Here is an 18,622-nt window from a genome sequence, read left to right as displayed (position 1 = left end):
ATAAAAAGCCCCGCAATAGGCGGGGCTTTTATTAGCTTGCTTCTAACACCTATACCGGCGTAAGACCAATTTTTGCTGGGGCAAGAGGCTATCAATCCCAGCTCAACGCCCCGCCAGTCTGATACTCAATCACACGCGTCTCGAAGAAGTTCTTCTCTTTCTTCAAGTCCATGATTTCGCTCATCCACGGGAAGGGGTTAGTGGTACCTGGGTACTCTTCCTTCAGGCCGATCTGAGTCAGGCGGCGGTTGGCGATGAACTTCAGGTAGTCTTCCATCATGGCCGCGTTCATGCCCAGTACGCCGCGGGGCATGGTGTCGCGCGCGTATTCGATTTCGAGCTGAGTGCCCTGGAGGATCATCTGGGTGGCTTCGTCCTTCATTTGGGCATCCCACAGGTGCGGGTTCTCGATCTTGATCTGGTTGATCATGTCGATGCCAAAGTTCAGGTGCATGGACTCGTCACGCAGGATGTATTGGAACTGCTCGGCAGTACCGGTCATCTTGTTGCGACGGCCCATGGAAAGGATCTGGGTGAAACCGCAGTAGAAGAAGATACCTTCCAGTACGCAGTAGTACGCGATCAGGTTTTTCAAGAACTGGCGATCCGTCTCGGGTGTGCCGGTCTTGAATTCCGGATCGGAGATGGAGCGGGTGTACTTGAGTCCCCAGGACGCTTTTTTCGCGACTGACGGAATCTCGTGGTACATGTTGAAGATTTCGCCTTCGTTCATGCCCAGGGATTCAATGCAGTACTGGTACGCATGAGTGTGGATCGCTTCTTCAAATGCCTGGCGCAGGATGTACTGGCGGCACTCGGGGTTGGTGATGAGGCGGTACACGGCCAGCACCAGGTTGTTAGCAACCAGGGAGTCGGCAGTGGAGAAGAAACCCAGGTTACGCTTCACGATACGGCGCTCGTCCTCGGAGAGACCGTCAGCGCTCTTCCACAGAGCGATGTCCCCAGTCATGTTGACTTCCTGCGGCATCCAGTGGTTGGCGCAGCCGTCCAGGTACTTCTGCCAGGCCCAGTCGTACTTGAAGGGTACGAGCTGGTTCAAGTCGGCGCGGGCATTGATCATTTGCTTGTCGCCTACCTGTACACGGGCAGCGGAGCCTTCCAGATCATCCAGGCCTTCTTGAATATCGAGATCGTTCAGTGCGGCCTTGGCGCGGGCTACGGCGTCAGAGTCGGCGGCATCTACGGCGCGTGCTTCGTTGGCAGCAGCACCGCCTACGCTATCCAGTTTTTCCAGCGGCATGTCGCCGTCCTGCTGTGCAGTGGCAGGGGTGGCGGTTGCTTCTTCGTCTTTGTCGAATTCGTCCCAGCTCAGCATGGTGTGTTCTCCTGCTTGAGGACCGGCACTCGGCCAGTCGGTAAAATCTAGATGTCTTTTAGAGTGCACATGGGGCACGGTGTTTGATCGGACGTCACACGTTTAAGCAGCGGATGACCGCACTATGTGGTTACGCCCCAATCATGCCTGCTCTGCCAAGGTGAGCTCCTGTAATCATGCTCAAGGCAGGGACAGGCCAATCGGTCTCGTGAGGCCGACTTTCAGTACTTGTTGTGTTTGGATTTACGTTCGGGGAGGGTGGTAAACCCCTCCCCGAATCCTCTCCGAAGAGAGGGCTTATGGCTTACTGACAGGCTTCGCAGTCGGGGTCGTCGATGCTGCAGGCCTTGGGCACTGGTGCCGGAGCCGGAGCGGGTGCTGCCTCGGCTTTTTGTGCTGGCGCCGGTGAGGCACTGGCTTGTACGCCGGTGATCGGATCCGCACTAACGGCATTCAGCTTGCCGGTGTTGATGGTGGACTTCTCGGTGCTGGTAGCAGCCAGGGCGCGGAGGTAATAGGTGGTCTTCAGACCACGGAACCACGCCATGCGATAGGTTACGTCCAGCTTCTTGCCCGAGGCGCCAGCGATGTAGAGGTTCAGGGACTGTGCCTGATCGATCCACTTCTGACGGCGGCTCGCTGCTTCCACGATCCAACGGGTTTCGACTTCAAACGCGGTAGCGTACAGGTCCTTCAGGTCTTGCGGGATGCGCTCGATCTGCTGGACGGAGCCGTCGTAGTACTTGAGGTCGTTGACCATGACTGGATCCCACAGGCCGCGTGCTTTCAAGTCACGCACCAGGTAGGGGTTGATCACGGTGAACTCGCCCGACAGGTTCGATTTCACGTACAGGTTCTGGTAAGTCGGCTCGATGGACTGCGATACGCCGGTGATGTTGGCGATGGTTGCAGTCGGCGCGATGGCCATGATGTTCGAGTTACGGATACCTTTCTTAACGCGTTCGCGAATCGGCGCCCAATCCAATGTCTCGGACAGGTCGACTTCAATGTACTTGGAGCCACGCTCTTCGATCAGCATCTTTTCAGAGTCGATCGGCAGAATGCCCTTGGACCACAGCGAGCCTTCGAACGTCTCGTAGCTACCACGCTCGTCGGCCAGGTCACAGGACGCCTGGATCGCAAAGTAGCTAATCGCTTCCATGGACTTGTCGGCGAACTCGACGGCGGCATCTGAACCATAGGCGATGTGCTGGAGGTACAGCGCGTCCTGGAAGCCCATGATGCCCATGCCCACCGGGCGGTGCTTCAGGTTGGAGTTGCGAGCCTGAGGAACCGAGTAGTAGTTGATGTCGATAACGTTATCGAGCATGCGCACGGCCGTCTTTACGGTACGGCCAATCTTTTCGATGTCCAGCTTGCCTTCGACGATGTGGTTCACCAGGTTGATCGAGCCCAGGTTACATACAGCGATCTCGTCCTTGTTGGTATTCAAGGTGATCTCGGTGCACAGGTTGGAGCTGTGAACCACGCCCACGTGCTGCTGCGGGCTGCGCAGGTTGCATGGGTCCTTGAAGGTCAACCAGGGATGGCCGGTTTCGAACAGCATGGACAACATCTTGCGCCACAGATCCTTGGCCTTGATGGTCTTGTACAGCTTGATCTTGCCGTATTCGATCAGGGCTTCGTAATACTCATAACGCTCTTCGAATGCCTTGCCGTACAGGTCGTGCAGATCCGGTACATCGGAAGGGGAGAACAGAGTCCAGTTGCCGTCATCGAATACACGCTTCATGAACAGGTCCGGAATCCAGTTCGCGGTGTTCATGTCGTGAGTACGGCGGCGGTCGTCACCGGTGTTCTTGCGCAGCTCGAGGAATTCTTCGATATCCAGGTGCCAGGTTTCCAGGTACGCACAGACGGCGCCCTTACGCTTGCCACCCTGGTTGACGGCTACAGCGGTGTCGTTCACTACTTTCAGGAACGGAACAACGCCTTGGGACTTGCCGTTGGTGCCCTTGATGTAGGAGCCCAATGCACGTACCGGAGTCCAGTCATTACCCAGGCCGCCCGCGAATTTGGACAACATGGCGTTATCGTGAATCGCGCCGTAGATGCCCGACAGATCATCCGGGACGGTAGTCAGGTAGCAGCTGGACAGCTGTGGGCGCAGGGTGCCGGCGTTGAACAGGGTCGGTGTGGACGCCATGTAGTCAAAGCTGGACAGCAGGTTGTAGAACTCGATTGCCCGCCCTTCCTTATCGGCTTCCATATGGGACAAGCCCATGGCGACGCGCATGAAAAACAGCTGCGGCAGCTCGAAGCGGGTACCGTTGCTGTGCAGGAAGTAGCGGTCGTACAGCGTCTGCAGGCCGAGGTAGGTGAATTGACCGTCACGCTCGTGGTTGATCGCCTTGCCCAGCTTTTCCAGGTCGAAGCTTGCCAGTTTCGGGTCCAGCAGCTCCAGCTCTACGCCTTTGGCAACGTAGGCGGGCAGGGCTTTGGCGTACAGGTCGGCCATCTCATGGTGAGTGGCGCTTTCTGCAACGCTTAGGAAGGACAGGCCTTCAGCACGCAGGCTGTCGAGTAGCAGGCGGGCTGTAACGAAGGAGTAGTTCGGCTCACGCTCAACCAGCGTACGTGCCGTCATGACCAGTGCGGTATTAACGTCTTTTTCGGCTACGCCGTCGTACAGGTTCTTCAGTGTTTCGCGCTGGATCAGCTCGCCGTTGACTTCGGCCAGGCCTTCACATGCTTCGGAGATGATGGTGTTCAGGCGACCCATGTCCAGCGGAAGCAGAGTACCGTCAGCCTTGGTTACGCGGATGCTTGGATGCGGCTCTGCCACTTCAGCAACGGCGCGCTTGCGCTCTTGGGCGCGTGCTTCGCGATAGATCACGTAATCACGAGCTACTTTTTGTTCGCCGGCACGCATCAGGGCCAATTCGACCTGATCCTGAATTTCTTCGATGTGAATCGTACCACCGGAAGGCATGCGACGCTTGAAGGTCGCTGTGACCTGCTCGGTCAGACGCTTTACCGTGTTATGGATACGTGAGGAAGCCGCAGCAGTACCACCTTCAACAGCCAGGAATGCCTTGGTGATGGCAACGGTGATCTTGTCGTCAGTGTAGGGAACGACTGTGCCGTTACGCTTGATGACACGCAGTTGGCCGGGAGCAGTGGCCTTGACGTCCAGGTTGTTGTCGTCGGCCGGGAAGCCGTCGGTCGTTGCTTTCTCGCGGGACAGATCAGTCTGCATGCGGGTTCGTCTCCTAACGTTATAAGTACGATGGAGCCTCTACGGCTCCTATCTTTAAGCGTTTTGCAAAACGGCGCCGGGTTGGCTTTGCAAAACGCTCACACCAGACACGGCTTATGGCCAGGCCCGTTAATCACTCAAACATGAGCCATAAAGCGTTAAAGGCTCAAAAAACGATTCAATACCAGCCGGCGGCTAACCACATCATGTAGTGGTAGGGGCTGTATGGGCTTCGGGGAGGAATAGCGGGTTGGCTGGTCTCCGAAGCTGCGTCAATCGTCATTGAAAAAGAGCTTCGACCAACCGGAGGCTGAACGCTTGACGGGTTGACAAGTTTTACATTGTCTAGTGTCCGGTTGCTCGGCGAACCCCAATATATAGGGATATTCGTTAAAGCGAGGTACAAGATAATGCGCTAGCGGCTGCTTTGCAAGTTGATAAAACGCCACAGCCTGTGGATAAAAAGTGGGTAATTTTGGGATATGTCGACGCAGGTCGCATGGCTTCTGAGGTTCGCCGTCAGTCGCGTTTTCCGCATCTTTTCGTCAGAGCAGCCAAATGAAATTTCGTTCAAACGTTAACACTATATGTAGTGGTGCTTTTATGACCGGATGCGATAGAGGTAAGCAAGAGAAGTCAAGTAGAAAACGCTTCTTTAAGGATGATAAATGAGTCCCGCTAAGGGACGGGACGAGTCTTCTGACGAAGGATGTAGATTGTCACGCAGGCCGAGCTGACCACCATGAACACGCGTGCCCAGAAATAGGGTACTAGCCAGCTGGAGACTCCAATGCTGATCCACATGGTGAGAATGGCGTAGATTTTTCCCTTGAGCGGAATCCCTTCACCTTCCAGATAATCCTTGATCCAGGGGCCTAGCCGAGGATGGTTGACCAGCCAGCCATAGAAGCGCTCCGAGCTGCGCATAAAGCAGCCCGCTGCGAGGAGGAGAAAAGGGGTGGTTGGTAGAAGAGGCAGAAAAATGCCAATCACGCCCAAGGTAACACTGACCCAGCCCAGCGTCAGCAGGCTATAACGGACCCAGGGCCGCCGGCTGACGCGTACATCTCGTTCAGGCATTCGATGTTGAGAGCCTCAGTGACGAGGCTTTAGCAACGCTGGCTTTTCTTCAGGGGCATGGCACAGCAGGAACAGCTGCGTCAGGATTTCCGGAATCTGCGAAACCATGTTATCGACCAGTTCAGGGTCTTCAGCGATATCGCTGAATTCAGCCTGTTCTTCGAAAAGGCCTGAACCAACCATGATGGGCAACAGCAGCTCGCTGACTTCTTCCTCAGCCTGCTCGAACCAGACGGCTTCACGCAGGAAGACGCCTTCCATGAATCCGATACACCAGCCGCGCAGGTCGGAGTCATCTGGATCGTCGCCTAGCTCCAGGTCGCATGGAAGCTCAAGCTCTTCATCGCTGCCCAGTATGCGCAGGATATGCGCCTTGAGCTGGACAAGCGTGGATTCGATTTCTTCGCGCTGTGCATCGCTGGTGTAATGCGGCGGCTCGGCGAAAAGGGCATCGATCCATTCACGCTCGGGTACGTCTTCCGGGCAAATGGCCAGAGCGGTTAGATAACCGTGCGCTGCGATGTAGTCGAGCGCTTCCTCATGCAGGTCGTCCGCATCAAGAAACTCACGGAGACGGGACAGTTGTTCAGCGAAGGACATCGGTTACTTACCTCGGAAAACGGGCTGGATATACGATAAAGGCAGTCGCGTTACGATGATGTTCCCGCAAATCGCCTATTGGGTTCCATATTGTTCATAGGCTGAACTCGGGAAAGCCACACGGACGACGTGCATGTTGTCACGTTCTGCAACTGCCTCAACGAAGCCGATTGTAGACGAGCCGGTGCGCCGCGGCAAAAGGCACGTCATTAATCTAGCCAATCTGGCCCTTCTATCAGGGCTTTGTTACAGCCTTGGGCATTGAGTGACGGATAACCGGGCGTTTCTTGTCAGTGCCCGTATAATGCGCGCCATCAAATGGAGGCAGCATGTTCGATCAAGCTTTGCGTATTCTTAAAGACGTCTTTGGTTATGACGCGTTCCGTGGCGATCAGGCCCGGATCATCGAGCGCGTTGCCAACGGCGGAGATGCGCTAGTGCTCATGCCTACAGGTGGCGGCAAATCCCTGTGTTATCAGGTACCCGCCTTGTTGCGTGAGGGGCTGACCGTTGTTGTCTCGCCACTGATCGCCTTGATGGATGATCAGGTTGCGACGCTGGATGAACTAGGCGTGCCGGCGGTTGCGCTCAATTCGACGCTTTCGCCCGAGGCACAGCGCGATATTGCTGCACGGCTTGAGCGCGGCGAGATCAAGCTCTTGTACCTGGCGCCGGAGCGTCTGGTGCAGCCGCGCATGCTGAATTTCCTGCAGCGACTCGGCAACATTGCACTGTTCGCCATCGACGAGGCGCACTGCGTTTCTCAGTGGGGGCACGATTTTAGGCCAGAGTATCTGCAGCTTGGCCAATTGGCAGAGCAGTTTCCCGATGTGCCACGCATTGCCTTGACCGCTACGGCAGACATGCGGACCCGGGATGAAATGATTCAGCGACTGCATCTGCAGAATGCCGAGCAGTTTCTATCCAGTTTCGACCGACCCAACATTTTCTACCGTATTGTTCCCAAGGAGCAGCCTCGCAAGCAGCTGTTATCGTTTCTGACGCAGCATCGGGGTGATGCGGGCATTGTTTACTGCATGTCGCGTAAAAAGGTCGAGGAGGTAGCCGAGTACCTTTCCGCGCAGGGTTTTCCCGCCTTGCCTTACCATGCAGGGCTTTCCAACGAACTGCGTGCGTTTAACCAGAAACGTTTCCTCAACGAGGAAGGGCTCATCATGGTCGCGACTATTGCCTTTGGCATGGGCATCGACAAGCCGAACGTTCGCTTTGTCGCGCACCTGGACCTGCCCAAGAGTCTGGAGGCGTATTACCAAGAGACTGGACGAGCAGGGCGGGATGGTTTGCCCTCTGATGCCTGGATGGCTTATGGATTGCAGGATATCCTGCTGCTTCGCCAGATGATGCAAAGCTCCGAAGGGGATGAGCGTCATAAGCGCGTAGAGCGCAACAAACTCGAAGCCATGCTGGCATTGTGCGAAGAGACACGCTGCCGCCGGCAGGTACTGCTGGCCTATTTCGATGAAACATTGCCTGAGCCCTGTGGACATTGTGATAACTGCGTAGACGGTGTCGAAACCTGGGATGCCACCCAGCCGGCTCGGCAGGCATTGTCAGCCATCTATAGAAGCGGTCAACGGTATGGCGTAGGCCATCTGGTCGATATCCTGCTGGGGCGGGAAAATGACAAGATCAAAAGTCTGGGGCATGAGCGTCTGGCTGTTTTCGGCCTTGGTAAATCGCTGGCTGAAGATGAATGGCGAACCCTCTTTCGTCAGCTGGTAGCGCGTGGTTTCGCTGACGTGGATGTAGACGGCTTTGGTGGTCTCCGTCTGACGGAGGCATGCCGTCCGCTTCTGCGTGGGGAAACGACGCTCGAGTTACGCCGCGATCCCAAGCCGCAGCGTACACGCGGTAACAATTCCGGCCCCAGCGCAGCCAGCCAATTGGTACGCTCTGAAGAGCGTCAGCAGTGGGAGGCCCTGCGTACGCTGCGTCGGAAACTGGCAGAAGAGCACGGAGTGCCTCCTTATGTCATTTTCCCGGATGCAACCTTGTTGGAAATGTTGCGGGGACAGCCACGGACCTTGCACGATATGGGGCGTATCAGTGGTGTGGGCGCGCGTAAGCTTGAACGGTATGGCCAGGCTTTTCTTGATGTGCTGGCAGACGCCCCAGCAGCACTGGAGCCTGTTGCCGATGTTCGTCATGAGGTCATTACCCTAGTCCGTGCGGGTATGACGCCTCCGCAAATCTCACGGCAGCTTTCCTGCTCTGAGAAAAATGTTTACAGCATTCTGGCGGAGGCCATTGCACGACAGCAGCTTTCACTGGAGCAGGCGCTTGAGCTGCCCGATGATCTTGTAGGCGAAATCCAGGATGCGTTTCTGGAGGAAGAGGGCGACTTGCCTCCAGCAGCAGCGCTGGCGGATCGATTCGCTGACCAAGTGCCTGTCGGCGTTTTGTATTGCATAAGGGCTGCACTGGCTGCAGAGCTTGCAGAGTGAAGAGAGATAAGCTGCCAAATGTACTGATTGCGGGGATAAACTCACTACCAAAACTAGATTGTAGGCTGTTTAATAGCTAAACAATAATAACCGTCAAAACGATAAGGTCATTGGTCCATGCCGCAAAACGATCCCCATCTCTTTGGTCGCCAGCTTTTCCATGTTTCGCGTGCCTGGCGAGCAGAGCTTGATCGCCGTCTGAGCCATTTGGGTTTATCCCAGGCGCGCTGGCAGGTCTTGCTGACCCTTGCACGCATGAAGGATCAGCATCCTACTCAACGAGAGCTGGCCCAAAGTGTCAGTGTAGAGGGGCCAACATTGGCTCGTCTTTTGGACGGACTTGAAGCTCAGAAACTGGTGCGCCGGGTGGCGGTGAGTGAAGATCGTCGAGCCAAGCGCATCATGCTGACAGCTGCCGCTGGCCCGCTTATTGAAAAGATTCAAGCCATTGCGGATGAGCTGCGTGAAGAGTTGCTGGCGGGTATTGATGACTCCGCGATTGATATTTGCCAGCAAGTCCATCAGAAAGTACTGGCCAACCTCGAAAAACGAGGCCAGTAATCGGAATCTTCGCGGCTCCGCTGAGGGCCGCGTCGTATCGGTTTGTTCCTCTATACTTTCAGTGCTACTTTTTTAATAGCGCTCGCTAGTCGATTTTCTAAACTTTCTACGAGCGCAGCCGTTGCCGTTGTCAGGGCGGTAATTTTTTTATTTGCAGTTAGGGCGCTGAATGGCCACGAAAAACGTTAATCGTTTTCGAACTCTCGTAATAGTATCCGGCCTGGTGCTGGGCGTTGGCAGCAACTCTGTCTTTGCGGTCGGGCTGGGCAACATCACGCTTCAGTCTTCCCTCTATCAGCCTCTTAGCGCGCGCATCGAGCTGGTGGATGTCGGTGAGCTTGAGGCCAGCGATTTTCACATCGGCCTTGCGTCTAATGACGAGTTTGCACGTTCTGGCCTCGATCGTACTCAGTTCATGAGCGACATGCACTTCACGCCAGTGATTGAGCCGGGCGGCAGGAGTTATATTCGCGTCACATCGACCCGTCCGGTTAGCGAGCCTTATTTGAGTTTTCTGGTTGGTCTTGAGCTGCCCGGCGGGCGTCAGTTGCGTGAGTTCACTGTGCTGATAGATCCGCCCGGCTATCAGGTGCCTGCAAGCCCTGCGGTGAGCCGGAGCAACAGCTATACGCAGGTAGAGGCATCACGTCCTGCTGCACCCCGTGCTTCGCGGCCGTCTACGCCTCCTGCGCCTACACCCAGACCAGGCCTTCAGGCAGGTGCTGCTACCTACACGACACGCGCAAACGATACGCTCTGGCAGATTGCACAGAAGCTGGTTCGCCAGGCGGGTAAAGGTTCTGTTCAGCAAGTGATGGAGGACTTGTATTCGCTGAATACCAATGCATTTGCCGCGGGCGACATGCACCGGCTCAGGGTAGGGCAAACGTTACGTCTTCCTGCCGACTTTTCTACTCCTGTAGCAGGGGCTGAACAAAACGGCGCATCGATTGCTGCTCCGGTGCAAAATCCTCCTCGTGAACAGTCCTTACCGTCAGAGTCGCCCACGAATATTGCCCCGGTACAGGCTGGAGTGGAGCAGACAGTACCTACGGCGGTTGCTCAGCAGGATCAGCTTCTGCTTCGTATGGCTCAGCTGCAAACTCAATTGGAGCAACTCCAGGCTCGTCTGGATGAAACCGTAAGGGATAAGGATAACCAGATCGCAGCGTTGCAGCAGGAGGTTGCTCAGCTGCGTACCTCTGAAAAAACAAGCGATATACCCTCGCCAGCGGATCCGTCTTTGGCGCCGCCCCCGTCAACTCTTTCCGACAGTAATATAGAGGTAGCCCGGGCGCCGTCTGAAGATCCTTCACAGGCACCCACCATTGCTCCGTCTGCTCCAACTACGCTGCCTGAACAGAGCGCTTCGCAGACCCTAAGCCCTCTTGTCGCACCGTCACCGGTGCAAGCCGGCGCAGAGCAGGAAAGGGATTGGTCATCCTATTATTTATGGCTGGTTCCTGTAGCCGCCTTGCTGGCAGCGGCCGTCATTGCGTTACGTCGTCGACGTACACGGGAGGAATCGGCAGTTGCTGTAGTGACTGGTGTACCTGAAGGGGACGAGCCCGATCATGACGGTCATGCTCTTGTGCCGCTTGTCGAGCCAGCGGTTATAGCTAGCCGTGTGGAACCGCATGATGCTGAGCCTCAGATACCTGTTTCACCCCAGCATGCCACGCCCAAGGCTGACGATGAATTTCTGGGACGTGCCGAAATTTACCTGGCTTATGGACGTTATAACCAGGCTCGTGAGGTGCTTGAGGAAGGCATCGCCGAGCAGCCTGGCCGCCTGGATCTGCGCATGATGCTGCTCCAGGTGCTGGCTGCTTTAGGTGAGAGAAAGCTGTTTGCCGTTCAAGAGGCGGCCGTTCGTGAATTGGGTGGCGATACGCAGGCAATCGATCAGCTAAAGGCACTCCTTCCAGGCATGATCGAGGAATCGGCTGAGGAGCAGAGCGTCAAAGCTGAAGAGGAACCTCTGGAGGTTTCTCTTGATCTGCCCGACGATCTGGAAGAGCAGTGGAAACCTCAGCTTGACTTGAAAGCTGACGAAATGAAGCCCACTCAAGCCGATATCGAAAATTTCGATCTGGATTTACAGGACCTCAGTTTTGATGACGCTATTGCCCTTACAGAGCTGCTAGACGCTGAGCAAGGACATGAAAAAGCTAAGCCTGCTGAGGCGCTGGACGATGATTTTCCTTATACGTTAGGAGAGTTGCCATCAGTGGATGAGCTGGACATGACGCTGGACGAGCATTTCGCCAGCCATGTGCCGAGCGCCTCGGTGGCAGACAATGAGCTGAGCGATTATCCAGCTAGCCCTCTGTTGCAACAGGCGAAATCCTGCATGGCCCAAGGCGATATGCGGGCAGCCAGCGCTATTCTTCAGCGGATCCTCAATGAAGGAAACGATGCACAGCGCCATGAGGCAGAGGTACTACTGGCGCGCATTGCTTGATGCGCGCTGTAAACGTCTAATTTGAGCCTTAGAAGTTATTTCCGAGATTCAGGTAAACCGCTCGTTGGCCGTCATCATTTAATCCATAGCTAAAGTTAAGCGGCCCCAGTGGAGTATCGAATCCCAGGAAAATACTACCTGCGGTGATTGAGCCGCTGTCATAGTTATTTCCATTGTTCCAGATACGCCCTTGCTCAAGACTTCCTCCGAGATAAACAGGGAAGTCGAGCGGTAGGAGTGAGCGCTCTGTCATCCGACGATAATAGATCAGCCGCCCCAACGTGTAATTCTGGCCAGACAGGGCATCCTGTCGATAACCGGAAAGTTGCCTTGCGCCGCCCAAGAGATAGCTGCTGGTTACCGTGTCAATATCGTTGAACGTTCGGCCGTAATAACCACCTAGAACTACAGTGTACTGGCCAAACGTCAACGCCTTGTCTAATTTGAACTCCATCTGCTGGTAACGCTCATCCGAGCCAAGGCTGGTATCAAATTGGCGAAGGGTTACAGAAATATCTTCTCCCTCATTGGGAAAGTCCACATTATCCATGGTATCGAATGAGTATTTCAGCTCATAGAAGCCTTCGCTAAAGGTATCGGTCGGGAGATTCGAATTGCCGATATGGACCTTCGTTTTACTCCAGCGCTGACCGATGCCAAAGCGGATCTCGCCATTGTTGTTGATCTGTCTCCCCACATTAAACCCGTACCCATACCGCTCACGACGATATTCAGCTATAGGATCATTATCCTGGACGGCTTCGATGTTTTGTGCGTCCGCACTCAGATAGGGCGCAAAGAAATATCGTGAGCCTACATCCAGCGGCTGATAGAACTCTGTGTAAAGTTCTTGTTTGTCGCCAACCTGAAGGCGGGTCAGCCATTCGGCGCCTAATTTATTGATGCCGTTTATCCGATAGCTGGCGCCTATATTGAAAGCGCTGTCGCCCTCCATGTCGTCTGAAAGACTCAAGCCTAGCCGCAGAAAATCAGTGCCGCTGCGTTTTCCGAGTGCATGAATTACAAGGGCATTATCGTCTTCGCCTTTTTTCTTTTGTCGGACGATGCGGTATTCCACCTGATCAAAGTAGTCGAGCCCATAAATGGTGCCCATATCGTCTTTTAGCTTTTCTAGATCAAGCGGTTCGCCTAATGACTGACGTATGTAATGCCGGATAACACTGTCGCTTACCTTGGAGTCGTTTTCGATCCGTACCTCTGTAATGATCGGGTTTCGCTGCCCCGGCTGGCGTGCAATGGACAATGCAATGTCCGTATCGTCCACCGGCGGGCGCCTCAGACTGGCCAGGCGAGAAGACAATGCCTGAGTGGCGCGATAGCCAGCGTCAATTAATTCATTGACGCTACCAAAGTCAGCGCTGGTGTACGCAGCCAGCGGTGGTTCAACCAAAATATCTTTGGATGTGAGTGTTGCCAGCTGAGCTTCGGAGTTGTTGCGTGTCATCAGGGTAGTGGACTGGTTGAGCACGTCTACAACGGTAGTGAGCTCCTTGCGTTTCAGCAGTGGAGTGCCGATATCAACAGCAATAACCCTATCAACGCCCATGCTGCGAGCGACATCGATAGGGATGTTATCAACCATGCCACCATCGACTAGCAAGCGTCCGTCTACATCAACCGGTGCAAATACGGCTGGAATTGACATGCTGGCTCGAATAGCCCGGGGCAAATGTCCCTTGCTGAACACAACTTTTTCGCCTGTCACGATATCAGTGGCAACGGCACGAAAGGGAATAGCCAATTTATCGAAGTTTCGCGTTTCGCTCGTGTGGACCAGCAGGCTTTCCAGTAGCATGGAAAGGTTCTGGCCTTGAATGACACCAATCGGAAGGCCCAGCGTTCCATCGTCTCGAAAGCTGAGTTGCTGCTTGATGAGAAAGTCTCTGTCATCCTGCTTTCGTCGAAACGGAACGTCCTTACGGGGAGGTTGATCCGAAAGTACCTGCTGCCAGTCCATTTCTTTGGCAGTGCGCTCGATTTCATCAACTTTATAGCCAGCTGCATACAAACCGCCAATGACTGCGCCCATGCTGGTTCCAGCGATAGCATCGACATGAATGCCTTGTTCTTCCAAAGCTTTCAATACACCAATATGAGCCAGACCACGCGCTGCGCCTCCAGACAATACCAGCCCTATTTTAGGGTGAGCTTGGTCACTCCATGAAAGGCTTGGCAGTAACAGTAGTAAGCAAAGAAATAGGTATCGCATGAGCAAGCCACAGGCAGGCGAGAGACGGGAAGCTTATTATAAGCAGCTCAAAAGAGGAGAATGGGATGACTGAGCAAAAGCCAGAGGTGGTTATTACCTATTGCACACAATGCCAGTGGCTACTGAGGGCGGCCTGGATGGCGCAGGAGCTGTTAAGTACCTTTACCACTGAACTGGGCCGGGTCAGCCTTGAGCCGTCGACAGGTGGTACTTTTCAGATTACTTGTGATGGGGCTCTCATATGGGAAAGAAAACGAGATGGAGGTTTTCCTGAGGCCAAGGTCTTGAAACAACGTGTTCGCGACCTTATTAATCCGAATAAGGATTTAGGTCATAGTGATCGGCAAGGTAAGCAAGATTCTATGCCTGAGCAATAAAGCCGCTCAGGCATAACTGCGAATCCTGGCGTCACACCTCGGAGGTCATCCTTGCATTGGCAGGCTCGCTGATTCGTTCAGTTCTTGCTGGTGCAGCTACTTCCGCAGCGCGGATGTTAACGGCATGCAAACCCTTGGGGCCTTGAATGATTTCAAAATTCACGGCCTGGCCAGCTTTCAGTGTTCGATAGCCGTCCATCTGGATTGCTGAATAATGAGCGAATAGGTCTTCGTCGCTTCCTTCCGCTACTATGAAGCCGTATCCCTTGGCATTGTTGAACCACTTGACTTTGCCGCTGAGCATGCTGGCATCCCTCTGCAAAGGACTCCACAGGTGGAGTATTATCCCACTACAGTCCCGTTCAGATAGTCTTGAACGCACTAAAACACGGAACCCCTGGTACCCTTATGGGTATCCAAAGGTTTTAACACCCTTTTAGGGTTAGTCAAGGCGATGCGATATTCGCCTGAGAAGTAGATCAAGGTCTTTGCGGACCTTCTAATCCATTCACTAGAAAAAATTTCTTGAGCATGCATCCAATCAGCCATATTCGACTAACATCAGAACAAGGCCCTTCACATCACGAGGATGACGGTGCAGGCCTGGCTGTCCAGGAAGCAAAACCTGCATTGAAGGCTCCGTCGTTGTATAAGGTACTTATGTTCAACGACGACTACACCCCGATGGAGTTTGTTGTTGAGGTGCTTGAGAAGTTCTTTAGCATGAATCGTGAAAAGGCCACACAGATAATGTTGGTCGTTCACACCCAAGGTAAGGCCGTGTGTGGAGTCTTTACTCGCGACATTGCTGAAACCAAGGCCATGCAAGTGAATCAATATGCTAGGGAGAGCCAGCATCCGCTCCTTTGTGAGATTGAAATAGAAAGTTGATCTGTGCCTGGCTATGAGGTGAAGCTATGTTGAATCGTGAGCTCGAAGTCACCCTCAATCTTGCCTTCAAGGAGGCAAGAACGAAGCGTCATGAATTCATGACTGTCGAACACCTCCTCCTCGCGTTGCTGGATAACGAAGCGGCTGCAACAGTGCTTCGTGCATGTGGTGCGAACATGGATAAGTTGCGGCGGGATCTGCACGAGTTTATCGACTCGACGACTCCGCTCATCCCGCAGCAAGATGAAGATCGTGAAACCCAGCCTACGCTTGGTTTCCAGCGTGTCCTGCAGCGTGCTGTTTTCCATGTGCAAAGTTCCGGCAAGCGAGAGGTAACCGGAGCGAACGTCCTTGTTGCGATTTTTTCAGAGCAGGAAAGCCAGGCGGTCTTTTTGCTCAAGCAACAGAGCGTAGCGCGTATTGATGTTGTCAATTTTATCGCTCATGGGATCTCCAAGGTGCCTGGCACCAATGAGAGAGACCAAGAGCAGGATCAGCCTGACGAGGAGGGCGGAGAAACAACCGCCAGCAACCATCCTCTGGAGGCTTATGCAAGTAATCTGAACGAGTTGGCTCGTCAGGGTCGTATCGATCCTCTTGTCGGTCGTGAGAACGAAGTAGAGCGTGTCGCCCAGATTCTGGCTCGCCGCCGCAAGAACAACCCTTTGTTGGTGGGTGAGGCCGGGGTAGGCAAAACGGCGATTGCTGAAGGTTTGGCTAAGCGCATCGTTGATGGGCAGGTGCCGGATCTGCTGGCTGATAGTGTCGTTTATTCACTTGACTTGGGTGCGCTGCTGGCTGGTACCAAGTACCGCGGCGATTTTGAGAAGCGCTTCAAGGGGTTGCTACACGAGTTGCGTAAGCGCCCCCATGCTGTGTTGTTTATTGACGAGATCCACACAATCATCGGTGCGGGTGCCGCATCTGGTGGTGTAATGGATGCTTCCAACCTGCTCAAGCCATTGTTGTCATCGGGTGAAATCCGCTGCATCGGCTCAACAACCTTCCAGGAATTCCGCGGTATTTTCGAGAAAGATCGTGCCTTGGCGCGCCGGTTCCAGAAAGTTGATGTGGTTGAGCCTTCCGTTGAAGATACCTTTGGTATCTTGCGAGGCCTGAAAGCTCGCTTTGAGCAACATCATGGTATTGAGTACAGTGATGAGGCACTGCGTGCCGCCGCCGATTTGGCTGCGCGTTATATTAATGATCGACATATGCCGGACAAGGCTATCGACGTCATTGATGAGGCGGGTGCTTTCCAGCGATTACAGCCTGAATCGAAGCGTGTGCAGCGTATCGAAGTCGCACAGGTTGAGGACATCGTTGCCAAGATTGCTCGAATTCCTCCAAAGACGGTCAATACGTCGGACAAGGAGCTTCTGCGTAATCTGGAGCGCGATCTGAAATTGACGGTATTTGGTCAGGACATGGCAATCGACTCGCTGTCGACTGCTATCAAGCTCTCGCGAGCTGGTCTTAAATCGCCCGACAAGCCGGTCGGCTCCTTCCTGTTTGCCGGTCCTACCGGTGTTGGTAAGACAGAGGTGGCAAGACAGCTAGCTAAAGCGTTAGGGATCGAATTGATCCGCTTCGATATGTCGGAGTATATGGAGCGTCATACCGTTTCGCGTTTGATCGGTGCGCCTCCTGGCTACGTTGGCTTTGACCAAGGTGGTCTGCTGACTGAAGCTATTACCAAGACGCCGCATTGTGTACTTCTGCTTGATGAGATCGAAAAGGCGCATCCTGAGGTCTTTAATCTGCTTCTGCAGGTCATGGATCATGGTACGTTGACGGATAACAACGGCCGTAAGGCTGATTTCCGTAACGTTATTGTGATTCTCACGACCAACGCAGGTGCTGAAACCGCTTCTCGTGCCTCGATCGGCTTCACGTTGCAGGATCACTCAACCGACGCAATGGAAGTTATCAAGAAGAGCTTTACACCTGAGTTCCGTAATCGCCTGGATACCATTATCCAGTTTGGTCGCCTTAGCCACGAAACCATCAAGAGCATCGTGGATAAATTCCTCACTGAGTTGCAAGCTCAGCTGGAAGATAAACGCGTTCAGCTTGAGGTCTCGGATGCTGCCCGCGGCTGGCTGGCTACCAATGGTTATGATCCTCAGATGGGAGCTCGGCCCATGGGGCGTCTCATTCAGGATAAGATCAAGCGGCCGCTGGCTGAAGAGATCTTGTTTGGTGAGTTGGCTGAACATGGGGGGGTGGTTCACATCGATCTCAAGGGTGATGAGTTAGCCTTTGAGTACGAAACTACGGCGGAGCCTGCATAAAGAGGTTGCGCCCACAAAAAAGCCCGGCATATGCCGGGCTTTTTTGTGGAGGTATCAACGAGCGCGATACGTGATTCGACCTTTACTCAGATCGTAGGGCGTCAGTTCCACGCGCACCTTGTCTCCGGTTAGGATACGAATGTAGTTCTTGCGCATCTTTCCAGAAATATGCGCCGTAACGACGTGCCCATTTTCCAACTCCACGCGGAACATGGTGTTAGGCAGGGTGTCGACGACAGTACCTTCCATTTCGAAGCTGTCTTCTTTCGACATAGGTTATGAAGCCCCTCGGTAACATAAAAATGCCTGGACCATCCAGGCGGAAAATCGGCATGCATTGTGCCCGAAAAACTCAATCGATGCCATGTCTGATGTCAGGACACTCGAACCCAGCGTTGATTGACAAAGAGTTCGATTGGCCGATATTGAGTCTTATAGGACATCTTTCGACAGCCTTTGATCCAATAACCGAGATAAACCGCTTCAAGATTCAGGCGTGCCGTTTCCGCGATCTGCCAGAGAATGCCAAACGTACCAAGACTTCTACGTTCCTCGTCTGGATCATAGAAGGTATACACGGCAGACAGGCCGTTGGGTAACACATCGGTTACTGCAACGCCAACCAAGCGTTCGCCCAAGCGCATTTCGTAAAAAAAGGCGTAAGGCAGCTCCCGGATAAGAAAGGTCGTAAACTGTTCTCGGCTTGGAGGGTACATGTCTCCGTCTGCATGCCGTTCCGTAATGTAGCGTGCATACAGTCGATAATGCTCTTCTGTAAAGCGAGGCCTACGCTTTTCAATGGTGATATCTGCATTTCGCTTGAGAATACGCTTCTGACGTCTATCGGGAACAAAATCGGCAGCGCGAATACGTGCCGGAACGCACGCCTTGCATTGCTGGCAGTGAGGTCGATATAGATGATCTCCGCTGCGCCTGAAACCTAATTCAGAGAGTTCGGCATACAGCTGGCCGCTCATGGGTTGGGCGGGGTCGAGAAAGAGCGTGGTTGCCTGCTGGTCAGGCAGGTAACTGCAAGTGTGCGGCTGAGTGGCGTAAAACTTCAATCGGGCCAGCTCGCTCATAATCTACCTCTAGGAAAACATG

At 54.0% G+C, this 18,622-nt stretch carries 14 protein-coding genes; 6 read left to right on the top strand and 8 right to left on the bottom strand.

Features of this window, described 5'->3' with window-relative positions:
- Positions 1 to 91 precede the first annotated feature (91 nt).
- The 4 genes from HMPREF1487_RS00715 to HMPREF1487_RS00700 all read right to left on the bottom strand — a co-directional run bounded on the left by HMPREF1487_RS00715 (position 92) and on the right by HMPREF1487_RS00700 (position 6,236).
- Positions 92 to 1,336, bottom strand: a complete 1,245-nt coding sequence (locus HMPREF1487_RS00715) for a ribonucleotide-diphosphate reductase subunit beta (RefSeq protein ID WP_010794671.1) — start codon at positions 1,334 to 1,336, stop codon at positions 92 to 94.
- Positions 1,337 to 1,640: 304 nt separating this feature from the next.
- The gene (locus HMPREF1487_RS00710) at positions 1,641 to 4,556 is read right to left on the bottom strand and encodes a ribonucleoside-diphosphate reductase subunit alpha (RefSeq protein WP_010794670.1); all 2,916 of its coding nucleotides are present in this window, start codon (positions 4,554 to 4,556) and stop codon (positions 1,641 to 1,643) included.
- Positions 4,557 to 5,234: 678 nt separating this feature from the next.
- Entirely contained in the window at positions 5,235 to 5,636 is a 402-nt protein-coding gene (locus HMPREF1487_RS00705) for a YbaN family protein (protein ID WP_010794669.1), read from the bottom strand.
- Positions 5,637 to 5,651: 15 nt separating this feature from the next.
- The gene (locus HMPREF1487_RS00700; RefSeq protein WP_010794668.1) at positions 5,652 to 6,236 is read right to left on the bottom strand and encodes a UPF0149 family protein; all 585 of its coding nucleotides are present in this window, start codon (positions 6,234 to 6,236) and stop codon (positions 5,652 to 5,654) included.
- Between the two features lie 329 nt (positions 6,237 to 6,565).
- On the opposite strand from HMPREF1487_RS00700, the gene recQ reads away from it, so the two are divergent.
- From recQ to HMPREF1487_RS00685, 3 genes are all read left to right on the top strand, one after another.
- A complete protein-coding gene (gene recQ / locus HMPREF1487_RS00695) occupies positions 6,566 to 8,701 on the top strand; it encodes a DNA helicase RecQ (RefSeq protein WP_010794667.1) in 2,136 nt (711 codons plus the stop codon).
- Between the two features lie 117 nt (positions 8,702 to 8,818).
- Positions 8,819 to 9,262: a MarR family transcriptional regulator gene (locus HMPREF1487_RS00690; RefSeq protein ID WP_010794666.1), complete on the top strand. Its 444-nt coding sequence runs from the start codon at positions 8,819 to 8,821 to the stop codon at positions 9,260 to 9,262.
- A gap of 169 nt (positions 9,263 to 9,431) precedes the next feature.
- Positions 9,432 to 11,726, top strand: coding sequence for a type IV pilus assembly protein FimV (locus tag HMPREF1487_RS00685; protein WP_010794665.1), 2,295 nt, complete (start codon positions 9,432 to 9,434; stop codon positions 11,724 to 11,726).
- A 28-nt stretch (positions 11,727 to 11,754) separates the two neighbouring features.
- On the opposite strand, the gene HMPREF1487_RS00680 is transcribed toward HMPREF1487_RS00685, so the two are convergent.
- Complete coding sequence (locus tag HMPREF1487_RS00680) at positions 11,755 to 13,956, bottom strand: patatin-like phospholipase family protein (RefSeq protein ID WP_010794664.1); 2,202 nt, start codon at positions 13,954 to 13,956, stop codon at positions 11,755 to 11,757.
- Between the two features lie 65 nt (positions 13,957 to 14,021).
- Between HMPREF1487_RS00680 and HMPREF1487_RS00675 the strand changes: the two genes are divergently transcribed.
- Positions 14,022 to 14,333, top strand: a complete 312-nt coding sequence (locus HMPREF1487_RS00675; RefSeq protein ID WP_010794663.1) for an Rdx family protein — start codon at positions 14,022 to 14,024, stop codon at positions 14,331 to 14,333.
- Positions 14,334 to 14,364: 31 nt separating this feature from the next.
- Here HMPREF1487_RS00675 and cspD read toward each other — a convergent pair whose 3' ends face one another.
- On the bottom strand, positions 14,365 to 14,637 hold the full coding sequence (gene cspD / locus HMPREF1487_RS00670) for a cold shock domain-containing protein CspD (RefSeq protein WP_010794662.1): 273 nt from the start codon (positions 14,635 to 14,637) through the stop codon (positions 14,365 to 14,367).
- Between the two features lie 227 nt (positions 14,638 to 14,864).
- On the opposite strand from cspD, the gene clpS reads away from it, so the two are divergent.
- Entirely contained in the window at positions 14,865 to 15,224 is a 360-nt protein-coding gene (clpS, locus tag HMPREF1487_RS00665) for an ATP-dependent Clp protease adapter ClpS (RefSeq protein WP_026004116.1), read from the top strand.
- 26 nt (positions 15,225 to 15,250) lie between these two features.
- The gene (gene clpA, locus HMPREF1487_RS00660) at positions 15,251 to 17,518 is read left to right on the top strand and encodes an ATP-dependent Clp protease ATP-binding subunit ClpA (protein ID WP_010794659.1); all 2,268 of its coding nucleotides are present in this window, start codon (positions 15,251 to 15,253) and stop codon (positions 17,516 to 17,518) included.
- A 54-nt stretch (positions 17,519 to 17,572) separates the two neighbouring features.
- Here clpA and infA read toward each other — a convergent pair whose 3' ends face one another.
- A complete protein-coding gene (gene infA / locus HMPREF1487_RS00655; RefSeq protein ID WP_002553999.1) occupies positions 17,573 to 17,791 on the bottom strand; it encodes a translation initiation factor IF-1 in 219 nt (72 codons plus the stop codon).
- Positions 17,792 to 17,892: 101 nt separating this feature from the next.
- Positions 17,893 to 18,600, bottom strand: a complete 708-nt coding sequence (locus tag HMPREF1487_RS00650) for an arginyltransferase (protein WP_010794658.1) — start codon at positions 18,598 to 18,600, stop codon at positions 17,893 to 17,895.
- Between the last annotated feature and the right edge of the window lie 22 nt (positions 18,601 to 18,622).

The sequence above is a fragment of the Pseudomonas sp. HPB0071 genome (genome assembly GCF_000478505.2).
Classification (GTDB): domain Bacteria; phylum Pseudomonadota; class Gammaproteobacteria; order Pseudomonadales; family Pseudomonadaceae; genus Chryseomonas; species Chryseomonas luteola.
Note: the sequence above shows the minus strand (reverse complement) of the source record. Positions and strands in the feature narration are given on the sequence as shown.

Coding starts and splice junctions, on each gene's coding strand:
- HMPREF1487_RS00715 (WP_010794671.1), bottom strand. CDS start 1,336: ATGCTGAGCTGGGACGAATTCGACAAAGACGAAGAAGCAACCGCCACC.
- recQ (WP_010794667.1), top strand. CDS start 6,566: ATGTTCGATCAAGCTTTGCGTATTCTTAAAGACGTCTTTGGTTATGAC.
- clpA (WP_010794659.1), top strand. CDS start 15,251: ATGTTGAATCGTGAGCTCGAAGTCACCCTCAATCTTGCCTTCAAGGAG.
- HMPREF1487_RS00680 (WP_010794664.1), bottom strand. CDS start 13,956: ATGCGATACCTATTTCTTTGCTTACTACTGTTACTGCCAAGCCTTTCA.
- clpS (WP_026004116.1), top strand. CDS start 14,865: ATGCATCCAATCAGCCATATTCGACTAACATCAGAACAAGGCCCTTCA.
- infA (WP_002553999.1), bottom strand. CDS start 17,791: ATGTCGAAAGAAGACAGCTTCGAAATGGAAGGTACTGTCGTCGACACC.
- HMPREF1487_RS00700 (WP_010794668.1), bottom strand. CDS start 6,236: ATGTCCTTCGCTGAACAACTGTCCCGTCTCCGTGAGTTTCTTGATGCG.
- HMPREF1487_RS00675 (WP_010794663.1), top strand. CDS start 14,022: ATGACTGAGCAAAAGCCAGAGGTGGTTATTACCTATTGCACACAATGC.
- HMPREF1487_RS00650 (WP_010794658.1), bottom strand. CDS start 18,600: ATGAGCGAGCTGGCCCGATTGAAGTTTTACGCCACTCAGCCGCACACT.
- HMPREF1487_RS00685 (WP_010794665.1), top strand. CDS start 9,432: ATGGCCACGAAAAACGTTAATCGTTTTCGAACTCTCGTAATAGTATCC.
- HMPREF1487_RS00710 (WP_010794670.1), bottom strand. CDS start 4,556: ATGCAGACTGATCTGTCCCGCGAGAAAGCAACGACCGACGGCTTCCCG.
- HMPREF1487_RS00705 (WP_010794669.1), bottom strand. CDS start 5,636: ATGCCTGAACGAGATGTACGCGTCAGCCGGCGGCCCTGGGTCCGTTAT.
- HMPREF1487_RS00690 (WP_010794666.1), top strand. CDS start 8,819: ATGCCGCAAAACGATCCCCATCTCTTTGGTCGCCAGCTTTTCCATGTT.
- cspD (WP_010794662.1), bottom strand. CDS start 14,637: ATGCTCAGCGGCAAAGTCAAGTGGTTCAACAATGCCAAGGGATACGGC.